16 protein-coding genes are annotated in these 15106 nt (G+C 63.7%); 11 read left to right on the top strand and 5 right to left on the bottom strand.

Annotated elements, in window-relative coordinates; translation table 11 throughout:
- Nucleotides 1-176: 176 nt before the first annotated feature.
- From exbB to AB688_RS01710, 6 genes are all read left to right on the top strand, one after another.
- On the top strand, nt 177-1139 hold the full coding sequence (exbB, locus tag AB688_RS01685; RefSeq protein WP_054894875.1) for a tonB-system energizer ExbB: 963 nt from the start codon (nt 177-179) through the stop codon (nt 1137-1139).
- A gap of 3 nt (nt 1140-1142) precedes the next feature.
- Nucleotides 1143-1571, top strand: coding sequence for a TonB system transport protein ExbD (gene exbD / locus AB688_RS01690; protein WP_063541814.1), 429 nt, complete (start codon nt 1143-1145; stop codon nt 1569-1571).
- Nucleotides 1568-2302, top strand: a complete 735-nt coding sequence (locus AB688_RS01695) for an energy transducer TonB (RefSeq protein ID WP_063541816.1) — start codon at nt 1568-1570, stop codon at nt 2300-2302. The genes exbD and AB688_RS01695 overlap by 4 nt, the downstream gene beginning before the upstream one ends.
- Nucleotides 2303-2395: 93 nt before the next feature.
- The gene (locus AB688_RS01700; protein ID WP_054894878.1) at nt 2396-3322 is read left to right on the top strand and encodes a hydrogen peroxide-inducible genes activator; all 927 of its coding nucleotides are present in this window, start codon (nt 2396-2398) and stop codon (nt 3320-3322) included.
- 4 nt (nt 3323-3326) lie between these two features.
- On the top strand, nt 3327-5405 hold the full coding sequence (gene recG / locus AB688_RS01705; RefSeq protein ID WP_063541818.1) for an ATP-dependent DNA helicase RecG: 2079 nt from the start codon (nt 3327-3329) through the stop codon (nt 5403-5405).
- A gap of 80 nt (nt 5406-5485) precedes the next feature.
- The gene (locus tag AB688_RS01710) at nt 5486-6889 is read left to right on the top strand and encodes an aminoacyl-tRNA deacylase and HDOD domain-containing protein (RefSeq protein ID WP_054894880.1); all 1404 of its coding nucleotides are present in this window, start codon (nt 5486-5488) and stop codon (nt 6887-6889) included.
- Between the two features lie 39 nt (nt 6890-6928).
- Here the strand turns inward: AB688_RS01710 and AB688_RS01715 are convergent, their stop codons facing one another.
- The 4 genes from AB688_RS01715 to AB688_RS01730 form a co-directional block, all read right to left on the bottom strand.
- A complete protein-coding gene (locus tag AB688_RS01715; protein WP_054894881.1) occupies nt 6929-7306 on the bottom strand; it encodes a hypothetical protein in 378 nt (125 codons plus the stop codon).
- Nucleotides 7307-7458: 152 nt separating this feature from the next.
- The gene (locus AB688_RS01720) at nt 7459-7758 is read right to left on the bottom strand and encodes an HU family DNA-binding protein (RefSeq protein ID WP_054894882.1); all 300 of its coding nucleotides are present in this window, start codon (nt 7756-7758) and stop codon (nt 7459-7461) included.
- A gap of 187 nt (nt 7759-7945) precedes the next feature.
- On the bottom strand, nt 7946-9094 hold the full coding sequence (locus AB688_RS01725; RefSeq protein ID WP_063541820.1) for an NAD(P)/FAD-dependent oxidoreductase: 1149 nt from the start codon (nt 9092-9094) through the stop codon (nt 7946-7948).
- Between the two features lie 30 nt (nt 9095-9124).
- Nucleotides 9125-9292, bottom strand: a complete 168-nt coding sequence (locus AB688_RS01730; protein ID WP_011536423.1) for a rubredoxin — start codon at nt 9290-9292, stop codon at nt 9125-9127.
- 202 nt (nt 9293-9494) lie between these two features.
- On the opposite strand from AB688_RS01730, the gene AB688_RS01735 reads away from it, so the two are divergent.
- Together AB688_RS01735 and ubiA are read left to right on the top strand one after the other, a co-directional pair.
- The gene (locus AB688_RS01735) at nt 9495-10052 is read left to right on the top strand and encodes a chorismate--pyruvate lyase family protein (RefSeq protein WP_063541822.1); all 558 of its coding nucleotides are present in this window, start codon (nt 9495-9497) and stop codon (nt 10050-10052) included.
- Nucleotides 10052-10942, top strand: coding sequence for a 4-hydroxybenzoate octaprenyltransferase (ubiA, locus tag AB688_RS01740; RefSeq protein ID WP_054894885.1), 891 nt, complete (start codon nt 10052-10054; stop codon nt 10940-10942). The genes AB688_RS01735 and ubiA overlap by 1 nt, the downstream gene beginning before the upstream one ends.
- A gap of 104 nt (nt 10943-11046) precedes the next feature.
- On the opposite strand, the gene AB688_RS01745 is transcribed toward ubiA, so the two are convergent.
- Nucleotides 11047-11418 carry a hypothetical protein gene (locus AB688_RS01745; RefSeq protein WP_063541824.1) on the bottom strand — a complete coding sequence of 124 codons (372 nt, stop codon included), beginning with the start codon at nt 11416-11418 and terminating at the stop codon, nt 11047-11049.
- A 170-nt stretch (nt 11419-11588) separates the two neighbouring features.
- Here AB688_RS01745 and phoB point away from each other — a divergent pair, with 170 nt between their 5' ends.
- The 3 genes from phoB to AB688_RS01760 all read left to right on the top strand — a co-directional run bounded on the left by phoB (nt 11589) and on the right by AB688_RS01760 (nt 15100).
- Complete coding sequence (gene phoB / locus AB688_RS01750) at nt 11589-12278, top strand: phosphate regulon transcriptional regulator PhoB (RefSeq protein WP_003253341.1); 690 nt, start codon at nt 11589-11591, stop codon at nt 12276-12278.
- A gap of 45 nt (nt 12279-12323) precedes the next feature.
- Nucleotides 12324-13631: a phosphate regulon sensor histidine kinase PhoR gene (phoR, locus tag AB688_RS01755; protein WP_054894887.1), complete on the top strand. Its 1308-nt coding sequence runs from the start codon at nt 12324-12326 to the stop codon at nt 13629-13631.
- A gap of 128 nt (nt 13632-13759) precedes the next feature.
- Nucleotides 13760-15100, top strand: a complete 1341-nt coding sequence (locus tag AB688_RS01760) for a hemolysin family protein (RefSeq protein ID WP_054894888.1) — start codon at nt 13760-13762, stop codon at nt 15098-15100.
- The last annotated feature ends 6 nt before the right edge of the window (nt 15101-15106 follow it).

The raw sequence follows: 15106 nt of genomic DNA on the forward strand, positions 1-15106 counted from the left end.
GAAAGGCCCAGGCTAGCCGTATTAGACGATCAGCGGCTATCCAAAGCGTAAAAAAAGTTACTCTATTACTTTTGTTAACAAGAATTACTTGCAATAATGGCGCCCTGATCAGTTCTCGGCCCGCCTCGAGGCCATGGAGAACACCACCTCATTTTTCTTCATCAGGTCCGGCCAGCATGACTCGTACTCAACCTTCCGCTTCGCCAACCACATCGCGCGCCTGGCGCGCCATCGCCGCGCTGCTGTTCAGCCTGGTGCTGGCCCCGGCCGCCATGGCTGAAGAGCCTGCCGCCAACGGCGCCACCCCTCCTGCTGCAGTCGCTCCGGCTGACCCGGCCGCCACTGGCCAAGCCCCCGCGAACGCCGCTGAGCCCGCCGAGGCCCAGGCACCAGCAAACGAGAACGTCGAAGCACTGGTCGAAGACACCTCGCTGGGCATGGCCCACGACCTGTCCCCATGGGGCATGTACAAGAACGCCGATATCGTCGTGAAGGCGGTAATGATCGGCCTGGCCATCGCCTCCATCATCACCTGGACCATCTGGATCGCCAAGGGCTTCGAGCTGATGGGCGCCAAGCGCCGCCTGCGCGGTGAAATCGCCCTGCTGAAGAAATCTGCCAGCCTGAAAGAAGCCAGCAGCGTCGCCGACAAGGAGGGCACCCTGGCCCATACCCTGATCCACGACGCCCTCGAGGAAATGCGCCTGTCGGCCAACACCCGCGAGAAGGAAGGCATCAAGGAACGCGTCAGCTTCCGCCTGGAGCGCCTGGTCGCCGCCAGCGGTCGCAACATGAGCAGCGGCACCGGCGTGCTGGCCACCATCGGCTCCACCGCGCCATTCGTCGGCCTGTTCGGCACCGTGTGGGGCATCATGAACAGCTTCATCGGCATCGCCAAGACCCAGACCACCAACCTCGCCGTCGTTGCCCCAGGCATCGCCGAAGCCCTGCTGGCCACCGCCCTGGGCCTGGTCGCCGCGATTCCGGCCGTGGTCATCTATAACGTCTTCGCCCGTTCCATCGCCGGCTACAAGGCGCAGGTCTCCGACGCCTCGGCGCAGGTCCTGCTGCTGGTCAGCCGTGACCTGGACCATCAGGCTGGCGAGCGCGCCGCCCCGCACATGGTGAAAGTGGGGTAAGCCATGGGCCTGCATCTCAACGAAGGTGGCGACGACCTCGCCGAAAACCACGAAATCAACGTCACGCCGTTCATCGACGTGATGCTGGTACTGCTGATCATCTTCATGGTTGCCGCACCACTGGCGACGGTCGACATCAAGGTCGACCTGCCAGCCTCGACCGCAAAACCTGCACCGAGGCCCGAGAAACCGGTGTTCGTCAGCGTCAAGGCCGACAAGAAGGTGTACGTCGGCGATGACGCGGTGGCCCTGCCCGAACAGCTTGGCGCGATGCTCGACGCCAAGACCAAGGGCGACAAGGAAACCACCATCTTCTTCCAGGCCGACAAGGGTGTTGACTACGGCGACCTGATGGAAGTGATGAACACCATGCGCGCGGCCGGCTACCTCAAGGTCGGTCTGGTCGGACTCGAGACGGCAGCCAAGAAATGACGAACAAGCGCTCCAACCTGGTGCGCTACGGTGCCAGCCTGGCAGCCGTGCTCGGTGTGCACGTGATCGCCGTAGTGCTGACGCTCAACTGGTCGGTGCCCCAGGCCATCGAGCTGCCGCCGGCAGCGATGATGGTCGAGCTGGCACCGGTCCCCGAGCCTGCGCCACCGCCGCCACCGAAAGCTGCTCCACAGCCGCCTGCGCCGGTCGAAGAGCCACCGCTGCCCAAGCTGGTGGAGGCTCCGAAACCGAAGATCGCGATCCCGAAGCCGCCCAAGCCGAAGGCCAAGCCCCAGCCGCCCAAGCCCGAGAAAAAGCCTGAGCCGCCGAAGGACGAACCACCGGCCAAGGAACAAGTGGCCGATACCGCGCCAAGCAACGCTCCGCCGCAGAAGTCGGCAGCGCCGCAGCCGAGTATCGCCTCCAACAGCAACGCCCTGCCGACATGGCAAAGCGACCTGCTGCGTCACCTGGCGAAGTACAAGAAGTACCCGGAAGACGCACGTCGCCGTGGCCTGCAAGGGATCAACCGGCTGCGCTTCGTGGTCGATGCCGAGGGCAAGGTGCTGTCGTATTCACTGGCAGGAGGCTCAGGCAGTGCTGCACTGGACCGCGCGACGATGGACATGATCCGCCGCGCCGGCACGGTACCCAAACCGCCTGCGGAGTTGTTGAACAATGGCACGATCGAGGTAGTGGCGCCCTTCGTCTACTCGTTGGACAAGCGCTGATACATTGCATCTGTCACAAAACCGCAAGTCTGATAACGTGCGTCTATCGATTGCACCCGCTATGCTGGGGCCGCAACTTCATGGACGCACGTTATGACCCTCACTGAACTCCGCTACATCGTCACACTCGCTCAGGAGCAGCACTTCGGCCATGCCGCCGAGCGTTGCCACGTCAGCCAGCCGACCCTGTCGGTCGGGGTGAAGAAGCTTGAGGACGAGCTGGGCGTGCTGATCTTCGAACGCAGCAAGAGCGCCGTACGCCTGACACCGGTCGGCGAAAGCATCGTCGCCCAGGCGCAGAAGGTGCTCGAGCAGGCCCAAGGCATCCGCGAACTGGCCCAGGCCGGCAAGAACCAGCTCACTGCTCCACTGAAAGTCGGCGCCATCTATACCGTCGGCCCCTACCTGTTTCCGCACCTGATTCCACAGCTGCACCGGGTTGCCCCGCAGATGCCGCTGTACATCGAAGAGAACTTCACCCACGTGCTGCGCGAGAAACTGCGCAACGGCGAACTGGACGCGGTCATCATCGCGCTGCCGTTCAACGAGGCCGACGTGCTGACGCTACCGCTGTACGATGAGCCATTCTGCGCGCTGATGCCGGCCGACCACCCCTGGACCGCCAAGAAGACCATCGACACCGCCCTGCTCAACGACAAGAGCCTGCTGCTGCTCGGCGAAGGTCACTGCTTCCGCGACCAGGTACTCGAAGCCTGCCCGACCCTGAACAAGGGTAACGATGCCTCGAAGCACACCACGGTCGAATCCAGCTCGCTGGAGACCATCCGTCATATGGTCGCCTCGGGCCTGGGTGTTTCGATCCTGCCGTTGTCGGCGGTGCACAGTCATCACTACGCCCCTGGCGTCATCGAAGTGCGTCCACTGACAGCGCCTGCGCCGTTCCGAACCGTTGCCATCGCCTGGCGCGCCAGCTTCCCGCGGCCAAAGGCAATCGAGATCCTCGCCGATTCGATCCGCCTCTGTTCGGTCGCCAAGGCGCCTGCGCCACAGCCGGCCTGATGCCATGACGGAGTTGTCGAAGGTCCCGGTCACCGAGCTCAAGGGCGTCGGCGAGGCGATGGCGGAAAAACTCGCCAAGGTCGGCCTGGAAAGCCTGCAGGACTTGCTGTTCCACCTGCCACTGCGCTATCAGGACCGCACCCGCGTCGTACCGATCGGCGCCCTGCGTCCGGGTCAGGACGCCGTGATCGAGGGCGTGGTCAGCGGTGCTGACGTGACCATGGGCAAACGCCGCAGCCTGGTGGTACGCCTGGGTGACGGCACGGGCGTATTGAGCCTGCGCTTCTATCACTTCAGCAATGCGCAGAAAGAAGGCCTCAAGCGTGGCACCCACCTGCGCTGCTACGGTGAGGCACGCCCCGGAGCCTCTGGCCTTGAGATCTATCATCCGGAATACCGCGCGCTCAACGGCGACGAACCGCCACCGCCCGTCGAGCAGACCCTGACCCCGATCTACCCGACCACCGAAGGCCTCACCCAGCAGCGTCTGCGCCTGCTCTGCCAGCTCAGCCTGAGCAAGCTCGGCCCGCGCAGCCTGCCCGACTGGCTGCCGGATGAGCTGGCCCGCGACTATCACCTGGCGCCACTGGACGACGCTATCCGCTACCTGCACAACCCACCCGCCGACGCCGACCTCGACGAACTTGCCGAAGGCCAGCACTGGGCCCAGCACCGCCTCGCATTCGAGGAACTGCTCACGCACCAGCTCTCCCAGCAGCGTCTGCGTGAGAGCCTGCGTGCCCTGCGTGCCCCGGTGCTGCCCAAGGCCAGCCGCCTGCCCGGGCAGTACCTGGCCAACCTCGGATTCACTCCCACCGGTGCCCAGCAGCGGGTAGGCAACGAGATCGCCTATGACCTCAGCCAGCCAGAGCCGATGATGCGACTGGTACAAGGTGACGTGGGTGCCGGCAAGACCGTGGTTGCCGCGCTGGCAGCGCTGCAGGCGCTGGAGGCCGGTTACCAGGTCGCGCTGATGGCGCCCACCGAGATCCTCGCCGAACAGCACTACATCACCTTCAAGCGCTGGCTCGAACCCTTGGGGATAGAAGTCGCCTGGCTGGCTGGCAAGCTCAAAGGCAAGGCTCGCGCCAGTGCGCTGGAGCAAATCGCCGGCGGCGCCCCCATGGTGGTCGGCACCCATGCGCTGTTCCAGGAAGAAGTGAAGTTTCGCCACCTGGCCCTGGCGATCATCGACGAGCAGCACCGTTTCGGCGTGCAGCAACGGCTGGCCCTGCGCAAGAAGGGCGTGAACGGCACGCTGTGTCCGCACCAGTTGATCATGACCGCCACCCCCATCCCGCGTACGCTCGCCATGAGCGCCTACGCCGACCTCGACACCTCCATTCTTGATGAGCTGCCGCCCGGCCGAACGCCAGTCAATACCGTGCTGGTGGCCGACAGTCGCCGCTTCGAGGTGGTCGAGCGGGTCCGCGCTGCCTGCGCCGAAGGGCGCCAGGCCTACTGGGTGTGCACCCTGATCGAGGAATCCGAGGAGCTGACCTGCCAGGCCGCCGAAAGTACGTTCGAAGAGCTGGGCAGCGCGCTCGGCGAGCTGCGTGTGGGCCTGATCCACGGGCGCATGAAGCCTGCGGAAAAAGCCGCGGTGATGGCCGAGTTCAAGGCCGGCCATCTGCAATTGCTGGTGGCCACCACGGTGATCGAGGTGGGGGTGGACGTGCCCAACGCCAGCCTGATGATCATCGAAAACCCTGAACGCCTGGGCCTGGCCCAGCTTCACCAGCTGCGTGGCCGGGTCGGTCGGGGTAGCGCCGTCAGCCATTGCGTGCTGCTCTATCACCCGCCACTGTCACAGATCGGCCGCGAACGCTTAGGGATCATGCGCGAGACCAACGATGGCTTCGTCATCGCCGAGAAGGATCTTGAGCTGCGCGGCCCCGGCGAAATGCTCGGCACCCGCCAGACCGGCCTGCTGCAATTCAAGGTCGCCGACCTGATGCGTGACGCCGACCTGCTGCCCGCAGTACGCGACGCCGCACAGGCATTGCTGGCACGCTGGCCCGATCATGTCAGCCCGCTACTGGATCGGTGGCTGCGTCACGGCCAACAATACGGCCAAGTGTGACACCGGTCCCATTCGTGCCCCAGCTCGGGGCTCAGGATGGTTATACTTCGCGTTTAAAAAGACACCTTTGGAAACAGCCCATGACTGAAGTGGCCTTGGACACCGCAACCCCGCACGCTCCGTCGGTCATCCGACTGCTGCTGGAAAAGCTCGGCGTAGCCTATCGCGAGGTGTCCGAACACCCGCGGCTGCCCGCGAAATCGCGCGTCCAGGCCGTTCTGCTGGACGATGAGGTCGGCGCGCTCATGGTGCTGTTCCCACAAAGCCATCTGCTGGACCTGCAGCGCCTGGAAGAGCTGACCGGTCGCAAACTCAAGGCCGTGCCGCTGGAGCGATTGAAGAAGATGCTCGACAAGCACCAGCTCAAGGCCTTGCCGGCAATCCCGGCCCTGACCAGCTCACCGTGCCTGTACGACGAACGGCTGCTCAACGCCGATAGCCTGTTGATCCAGTCCGGTGAGGCTGGGCTGCTATTGGAAGTGGCCCGCGACAACTTCAAGCGCATGCTGAGCAAGGCCAGCGCCGGAAGCTTTGGTCTTGAAGTCGAAAGCATCCAGCGCAACCTCGACCGCCCCCACGACGACACCAAGGAAATCTCCAACGCGGTCCAGGCCTTCACTGCCCGCCGCATCCAGCAGCGCCTGGAGCAGACCATCGAGATCCCGCCACTGGCCGACACCGCGCAGAAGATCATCAAGCTGCGCGTCGACCCCAACGCCAGCGTTGACGACATCACCGGCGTGGTCGAAACCGACCCGGCACTGGCCGCACAGGTGGTGAGCTGGGCCGCATCGCCCTACTACGCGTCACCCGGCAAGATCCGCTCGGTGGAAGATGCCATCGTTCGCGTGCTGGGCTTCGACCTGGTGATCAATCTTGCGCTGGGCCTGGCCCTGGGCAAGACCCTGAGCCTACCGAAAGACCATCCGCAGCAGGCCACGCCTTACTGGCAGCAGTCGATCTACACAGCCGCAGTGATCGAAGGCCTGACCCGCGCCATGCCGCGCGCCGAACGCCCCGAAGCCGGTCTCACCTACCTGGCGGGGCTGCTGCACAACTTCGGCTATCTGCTGCTGGCCCACGTGTTCCCGCCGCATTTCTCGTTGATCTGTCGTCATCTTGAGGTCAACCCGCACCTGTACCACAGCTATGTCGAGCAGCACCTGCTGGGCATCAGCCGCGAGCAGATCGGCGCCTGGCTGATGAAGCTGTGGGACATGCCGGATGAGCTGTCCGCGGCGCTGCGCTTCCAGCACGATCCGAGCTATGAAGGTGAGTATTCGGCCTACCCGAACCTCGTGTGCCTGGCCACGTCGCTGTTGCGTTCCCGGGGCATTGGCTCAGGGCCGCAGGAAGAAATTCCGGAGGCGCTGCTCGAACGCCTTGGGCTGACCCGCGACAAGGCGGAGGACGTAGTGAGCAAGGTGCTGGAAGCCGAAGCGCTGCTGCGCGAACTGGCCTCGCAGTTCCAGGCCCCACATTGACTGGCACGAGCGGGTTTGCCCGCTCCTACACAGGCGGATTCAGGCCTTTTTCTTGCGAGGCTTGAGGTATTTCATCAGCCCCTGAAACCAGATCACCAATGCCGGGTTGCCCTTGATCTGGATGTTCTTGTCCTGAATCCCCTGCATGAACGCCAACTGCTTGTTGCCAGCCTGCAAGGTGGCAAAGCCGAACGCGGCATCCTTGAAGGCGATGGCAAAGGCCGGTTGAGGGTGCAGGCCACCCTTGCTGCTGATGCGCTCACCACTCACCGTGAAATGCCGGGCCACTTTGCCATCCAAGGTCTGCATCTGGAACACCAGGTCCTTGTCGCGCAGTTGCTGCTGGAACGCCGGGTTGTTACGGCTGGCCCTGGCCATCAACAGCCCCATGGCCCAGAGAAGAAAGCGAAACTTCATCAGCGCGCCTCGATTGAAATATGACTGAAGCGCGCAGTTTATCCCTTTCTTAAACTTTTTACGCCAGCTCGCCGCATTGTTTCTGCATGCCAGAAAGCACAACGGGCGCCCTGGGGCGCCCGTTCGGATGACACTGGAGTGTCAGGAATCGATCACTTGCCTTTCTTGGCTGGCTTGGCGGGAACGTTGACGCTGTCACGCAGGTTCTTGCCAGGTTTGAAGGCAACAGTGTTGCTGGCCTTGATCTTCACCGGTTGACCAGTCTGTGGGTTCTTGCCGGTGCGCGCGCCGCGGTGACGCTTCTCGAAGGTGCCGAAACCGACCAGGGTGACGGTATCCTTGTCGAGCGCGCCAGTGATGCTGTCGAGAATCGCGTTCAGCACCTGATTGGCCTTTTCCTTGGTCAGATCGGCCTTTTCGGCGATGACGGCGGCGAGTTCTGGTTTACGCATAGTGAAGCCTCTTTGACGGGATTTTTGTTGTTATGCCGTGCTACCTGCGAAAGCAGCGCCCAAGGCGCCGCAGGCTCTAATCTGCGGCAGACGGAAGTGAGAATGGCACGCTCACCGTGGCCGCGCCAGTGTCTGAGCGGCCATTGTCGCGCCAAGAACAGGCCAAATACGACAGTTCGAACGGCATTCAGGCCATTAGAGGCGGAAGCTGCCGATTCAGCGCCAGCTTTTCCAACACCGCCGACCCCGTGAGGGCATAGCCCAGCAACTGGCCATCGGCGCTGTAGCACAGCACTTTCAGGTCGCTGCCCTGCCCTTCGACCTGCCAGGTTCCCTCTCGGCCCATCGGTGCTGGCGAAACAACCAGCGGGCACGCGGGCGTCTTTACCGTGACAGGCATCGGGCCATAGTTCACACCCGTGGGGTTGCCGGCGAGCGTCTGCGCCAGCGCGCGGGCGCAAGCCATCAGCGGCATGACGTAGAGCAGGTTGATGCCATCCACTTCGGCGCAATCGCCCAGGGCGAAGATGTTCGCGTGGGAGGTCCGCAGTTGGCGATCCACCACCACCCCCCGGTTCACCTGCAGCCCGGCAGCGGCGGCAAGGTCTGTACGCGGTCGCAGGCCGATGGCCGAGACCACCAGATCACAGGCAATCACGCTGCCGTCGGACAAGTGAGCCTCGAGACCGCCGCCGGTGCGCTGCAGGCGGGTCAGCACCGGGCCCAGATGGAAGCGCACGCCCAGCCCTTCCAGGCCAGCCTGCACCGCACTGGCGGCAGCAGGATGCAACAAGGTCGGCATCACCTGCTCACAGGGCGCCACCACGTCGCACTGGTAGCCGCCGAGGGTCAGATCGTTGGCGAACTCGCAGCCGATCAGCCCGGCACCCAGCAGCAACACGCGCCGCTTGCCCGCGGCGGCGGCACGAAAGCGCGCGTAGTCTTCCAAGTCGTTGATCGGAAAGACCAGCTCGGTGCCGTCGCCCTCGATCGGCACCTGTACCGTCTGCGCACCCAAGGCCAACACCAGGTCGCGGTATTGCACCGCCTCCTCGCCGATCCACAAACGCTTGTGACCAGGGTCGATGCCGCTGATACGGGTATGGGTACGAATCTCGGCCTTGAGCTGCTCGGCCATGGCGCCCGGCTCGGCCATGCACAGGCCGTCGGCGTGCTTGTGCTTGGCAAAGCCGGTGGAGAGCATCGGTTTGGAATAGGAGCGACCGTCGTCGGCGGTGATCAGCAACAGCGGCGTGTCAGCGTCGAGCTTGCGAAATTCCCGGGCCAGGTTATAGCCCGCAAGGCCAGTGCCGATGATCACCACAGGGGACGTCATGTCGTGCTTCCTCTTGCAGGGGGTCGTCGATCAGCCGATGGCGATCATTTCGAAGTCGCTCTTGCCTACACCACAATCGGGGCACAGCCAATCTTCCGGCACGTCTTCCCAGCGGGTGCCTGGAGCGATCCCGTCGTCCGGCCAGCCCTCGGCCTCGTCGTAGATCAGGCCACAGACAATGCATTGCCACTTCTTCATCAGGGTTCCTCGGTCAGGCGTTGTGTTGCCGCTGATGGCCCTCTCACGGTTGAACCCGCCCCTGCTTAGGAGCGGGCTGCCCCGCGAAGCACTCACCGCGCAATTCATGACGGGCTTTGTACTGGCCCGGCCGGCAGTATGCAAGCAAACCCGGCAATCATGCTAAGCTCGCCGCCTCTCTGGATGTAACAAGCATACCGACGTGTCGTACGAATCCCCGCAAGCAGCCGCTGTCGCGTGGCTGGCGTATTCACAGCTGGCGAGCGACCTCGACCAGCGCACCCTCGACTGGCTGTTCGACGAAGGCTCCCTGACCCGTCGCCTGACCCGCCTCTCCCACGACCACTTCTGCGTGACGCCGCTGTTCGAAGGCTGGCAACCACTGCGTGACGACGAATGCCTCGCCCTGAATCTTGCGCCAGGCGCGCAGGGCTGGGTGCGTGAAGTCTATCTGCGCGGCCATGACCAGCCTTGGGTATTCGCCCGCAGCGTCGCCAGCCGCGAAGCCTTGGAGCGCGGCGGTCTTGATCTGGAGACCCTGGGCAGCCGCTCGCTCGGCGAATTGCTGTTCTGCGACCAGGCGTTCATTCGCCACCCCATCGAGGTGTGTACGTACCCACAGGCGTGGATGCCGACGGAGGTTGCCAGCGCCAACCTCTGGGGCCGCCGTTCGCGCTTCGAACGCGATGGCCTGGACCTGCTGGTCGCCGAGGTATTCCTGCCAGCGATGTGGCAGGCGGACAAGGAGGTATCGCCCTGATGTACCTGCAGCTGCTCAAGTCGCTCAACCGCCTGCACCCCAGAGCCTGGGACTTCGTCCAGCTCAGCCGCCTGGACCGTCCCATCGGCATCTACCTGTTGCTGTGGCCTACGCTCGCGGCCGTGTGGATCGCCGCCAAGGGTGCACCAACCCTGGCCAACGTGCTGATCTTCGGCCTCGGAGTTGCGCTGATGCGCGCGGCGGGGTGCGCGATCAATGACTTCGCCGACCGCAAGGTCGACGGCCACGTCAAGCGCACCGCCGATCGCCCCCTGGCCAGCGGCCGGATAAAGCCGCGCGAAGCGGTGATGCTGTTCGTGGTGCTGACCGGCATCAGTTTCCTGCTGGTGCTGTGCACCAACGCCAGCACCGTGTGGCTGTCGTTTGGCGGCGTTGCCCTGGCGTTCTGCTACCCGTTCATGAAGCGCTACACCTACTACCCGCAGGTGGTGCTGGGTGCCGCTTATTCATGGGGCATCCCCATGGCCTTCACCGCCGCGGGGGGTGAGTTGCCAGCGGCGGCCTGGCTGCTGTACATCGCCAACCTGCTGTGGACGGTAGCCTTCGATACCTACTATGCGATGGTCGATCGCGACGACGACCTGAAGATCGGCGTGAAATCCACGGCGATCCTCTTCGGCGAGGCCGATCGGGTGATCATCCTGACCTTGCAGGTGCTGTCGCTCGGCTGCCTGTTGCTGGCCGGCAACCACTTCGAACTGGGTGGCTGGTTCCACCTGGGCCTGTTGGGCGCATTGGCATGCTTCGCCTGGGAGTTCTGGTCGACCCGCACGCTGGATCGCGATGCCTGCTTCAAGGCGTTCCTGCACAACCACTGGGCGGGCCTGCTGATCTTCATCGGCGTGGTGCTGGACTACGCGCTGCGCTGAAGGGAGCGCAGCGGTTCGCCGCTGCGACTTGCCGCGCGATTACACTGGTGAATTCACTGACGCAATCGCGGGGCAAGCCCGCTCCCACAAAGACCGACCACGCGTCAGGGTTTGGCGATATGCCAGACATCCTTCACGCCATCACCGGTCTTGTCCCCGGCTTTCTTGTCCTTGATGAAGGTGTACAGCGGCTTGCCATCATAGGCCCACTGCTTCTTGCCATCATCGCGCTCGATCACCGTCCACTTGTCCTTGGCCGCTTCATCCTCGGCCTTGACCAGCAGCGGCGGCCAGTTGGTTGCGCAATCACCGTTGCACATCGACTTGCCTCCGGCATCCTTATCGAAGGTGTACAGGGTCATGCCGGCATGGTCGACCCACATGCCGTCCTTCTCCATCGCGTGGTGCGCCGACGCCACCCCCGGCAATGCCAGCGCAGCGAAAAGGGCCATCCAGCTCAGCGTATGTCGTGTCATTGGAATCACCATCGTGTCGGGGGGAAGAAGGAGAAACACCGCCGCAGCGGCCCTGTGAAGCCTAGCGCAGTCATGCAATGTCGCCAGAACGGCCAACGCCCTGTCACACAGCTGCAATAATTCCGTTATCTAATGCGGGCCAAGACATCATAGATGGGAGAGTTTTGAGCATGGTTGGCAGGAACATTCTGATCGTCGACGACGAAGCGCCTATTCGCGAGATGATCGCCGTTGCATTGGAAATGGCCGGCTACGACTGCCTCGAGGCAGAGAACTCCCAGCAGGCCCACGCCATCATCGTCGACCGCAAGCCGGACCTGATCCTGCTGGACTGGATGCTGCCCGGCACCTCCGGCATCGAACTGGCACGCCGTCTCAAGCGCGACGAGCTGACCGGGGACATCCCGATCATCATGCTCACCGCCAAGGGCGAAGAGGACAACAAGATCCAGGGCCTGGAAGTCGGTGCCGACGACTACATCACCAAGCCGTTCTCGCCCCGCGAGCTGGTGGCCCGCCTCAAGGCCGTGCTGCGCCGCACCGGCCCGAGCGACAGCGAGGCACCGATCGAAGTCGGCGGCCTGCTGCTCGACCCGATCAGCCACCGCGTCACCATCGACGGCAAACCCGCCGAGATGGGCCCGACCGAATACCGCCTGCTGCAGTTCTTCATGACCCACCAGGAGCGCGCCTACACCCGTGGCCAGCTGCTCGACCAGGTCTGGGGCGGCAACGTCTATGTCGAGGAGCGCACCGTCGACGTGCACATCCGTCGCCTGCGCAAGGCGCTGGGTGAAGCCTACGAAAATCTGGTACAAACCGTCCGCGGCACCGGCTACCGTTTCTCGACCAAGAGCTGACGCGCCCGCACGCTTCACTGCAAGCCGCTGTACAAGGACTGTGAATTGAACCCGAACTGGCACGCGACCCTGATTCGCCACCTGCTCCTGCTGATCAGCGTCTGCCTGCTCGGCGGGCTGATCAGCGGGCAATACGGCTGGAGCCTGGCGGTTGGCCTGGCGCTTTACCTGGGCTGGACCCTGAAGCAGTTGCTGCGCCTGCACGAATGGCTGCGCAACCACCAGCCCGACGAGGCGCCGCCGGACGGCTACGGGCTGTGGGGCGAAGTGTTCGACAGCATCTACCACCTGCAGCGCCGCGACCAGCGTGTCCGCGGGCGCCTGCAAGCGGTGATCGACCGAGTCCAGGAGTCCACCGCTGCCCTGCGCGATGCGGTGATCATGCTCGACAGCGATGGCAACCTGGAGTGGTGGAACCGCGCCGCCGAGACCCTGCTGGGCTTCAAGACGCCCCAGGATGGCGGACAACCGGTCACCAACCTGGTCCGTCATCCGCGCTTCAAGGAATACTTCGAAGCGGAAAACTACGTCGAACCGCTGGAAATCCCCTCACCGATCAACGACCGCCTGCGCGTGCAACTGCACATCACCCGCTACGGCAACAACGAGCACCTGATGCTGGTGCGCGATGTAACCCGCATCCACCAGCTCGAACAGATGCGCAAGGACTTCGTCGCCAACGTCTCACACGAACTGCGCACGCCGCTGACGGTGATCGCCGGCTATCTCGAGACGCTGCTGGACAACGTCGAGGACGTGAACCCGCGCTGGGCTCGCGCGCTGCAGCAGATGAGCCAGCAAGGCTCGCGCATGCAGACCCTGCTCAACGACCTGCTGCTGCTGGCCAAGCTGGAAGCGACCGACTATCCCTCGGACAACCAGCCGGTGGCGGTGGATACTTTGCTGCAGTCGATCAAGGGTGACGCCCAGGCGCTGTCCGGGCCCAAGCGCCAGAACATCTCCCTGGAGGCCGCGCCGGGCCTGCGCCTGAAAGGCAGCGAATCGGAACTGCGCAGCGCCTTCTCCAACCTGGTGTTCAACGCAGTGAAGTACACCCAGGAGGAAGGCACCATTCGCATCCGCTGGTGGGCCGACGAGCAGGGGGCACACCTGAGCGTGCAGGACTCGGGGGTGGGCATCGACGCCAAGCACCTGCCGCGCCTGACCGAACGCTTCTACCGCGTCGACTCCAGCCGTGCCTCCAACACAGGCGGCACCGGGCTGGGCCTGGCGATCGTCAAGCATGTGCTGATGCGCCATCGCGGCAAGCTGGAAATCAGTAGCGTGCCGGGTCATGGCAGCACGTTCACCTGTCATTTTGCGCCGGCACAATTGGCGGCAAATCGCAGCTGAGAATCGGCGAGCAAAAACCATCCCCTTTGCTTTTGCAGCTTCAGCCGCTACATTGGATCCCCTGTGCCAGCTAGAGCTGGCACTTTTTTTCTCTCTCTTTCAAAGACGGACCCCGTAAAAACTCCATCATGGACCCTTCCCCTGGTATCAGCCTCGCTTCTCTATTCGCCGATTTCGGCATGATTCTCTTTGCCCTGTTCCTGGTAGTGCTCAACGGCTTCTTCGTTGCCGCCGAGTTCGCCATGGTCAAGCTGCGCTCAACCCGCGTCGAATCCATCGCCGAGCTGCACGGCTGGCGCGGCAGCATCCTGCGCAAGGTACACAACCAGCTCGACGCCTACCTGTCGGCCTGCCAATTGGGCATCACCCTGGCCTCGCTTGGCCTGGGCTGGGTCGGAGAGCCGGCCTTCGCCCACCTGCTCGAACCGCTGCTGGCCTATCTGGGCGTCGACAGCCCGGAACTGATCAAGGCCGTGTCGTTCTTCGTCGCCTTCTTCGTGATCTCGTACCTGCACATCGTGGTCGGCGAACTGGCGCCCAAATCCTGGGCGATCCGCAAGCCCGAGCTGCTGTCGCTGTGGACGGCAGTACCGCTGTACCTCTTCTACTGGCTGATGTACCCGGCGATCTACCTGCTCAACGCCAGCGCCAACACCATCCTGCGCATCGCCGGCCAGGGCGAGCCCGGGCCGCACCATGAGCACCACTACAGCCGTGAAGAGCTCAAGCTGATCCTGCACTCCAGCCGCGGCCAGGACCCGAGCGACCAGGGCATGCGCGTGCTGGCCTCGGCGGTGGAAATGGGTGAGCTGGAGGTGGTCGACTGGGCCAACTCCCGTGAAGACATGGTGGTGCTCGATGCCAAGGCGCCGCTGAAGAACATCCTGGCGATGTTCCGTCGCCACAAGTTCAGCCGCTACCCGGTGTACGACGCCGAGCGCGAAGAGTTCACCGGCCTGCTGCACATCAAGGACCTGCTGCTGGAGCTGGCCGAGCTGGACCACCTTCCTGAAAGCATCGACCTGGAAGACCTGGCGCGGCCGTTGGAACGCGTATCGCGACACATGCCGCTGTCGCAGCTGCTCGAGCAGTTCCGCAAGGGCGGTGCGCATTTCGTGCTGGTCGAGGAAGCCGATGGCAAGGTGATCGGTTACCTGACCATGGAAGACGTGCTGGAAGTGCTGGTCGGCGATATCCAGGACGAACACCGCAAGGCCGAACGCGGCATCCTTGCCTATCAGCCGGGCAAGCTGCTGGTGCGGGGCGACACGCCGCTGTTCAAGGTCGAACGCCTGCTGGGCGTCGACCTTGACCACATCGAGGCCGAGACCCTCGCAGGCCTGGTCTACGAGTCGCTCAAGCGCGTGCCCGAGGAAGAGGAAGTGCTGGAAGTCGAAGGCCTGCGCATCATCATCAAGAAGATGAAAGGGCCGAAGATCGTCCTGGCCAAGGTGCTGAAGCTCGACTGACGACGC

This window comes from Pseudomonas putida (assembly GCF_001636055.1).
GTDB classification, from domain to species: Bacteria; Pseudomonadota; Gammaproteobacteria; order Pseudomonadales; family Pseudomonadaceae; genus Aquipseudomonas; species Aquipseudomonas machongensis.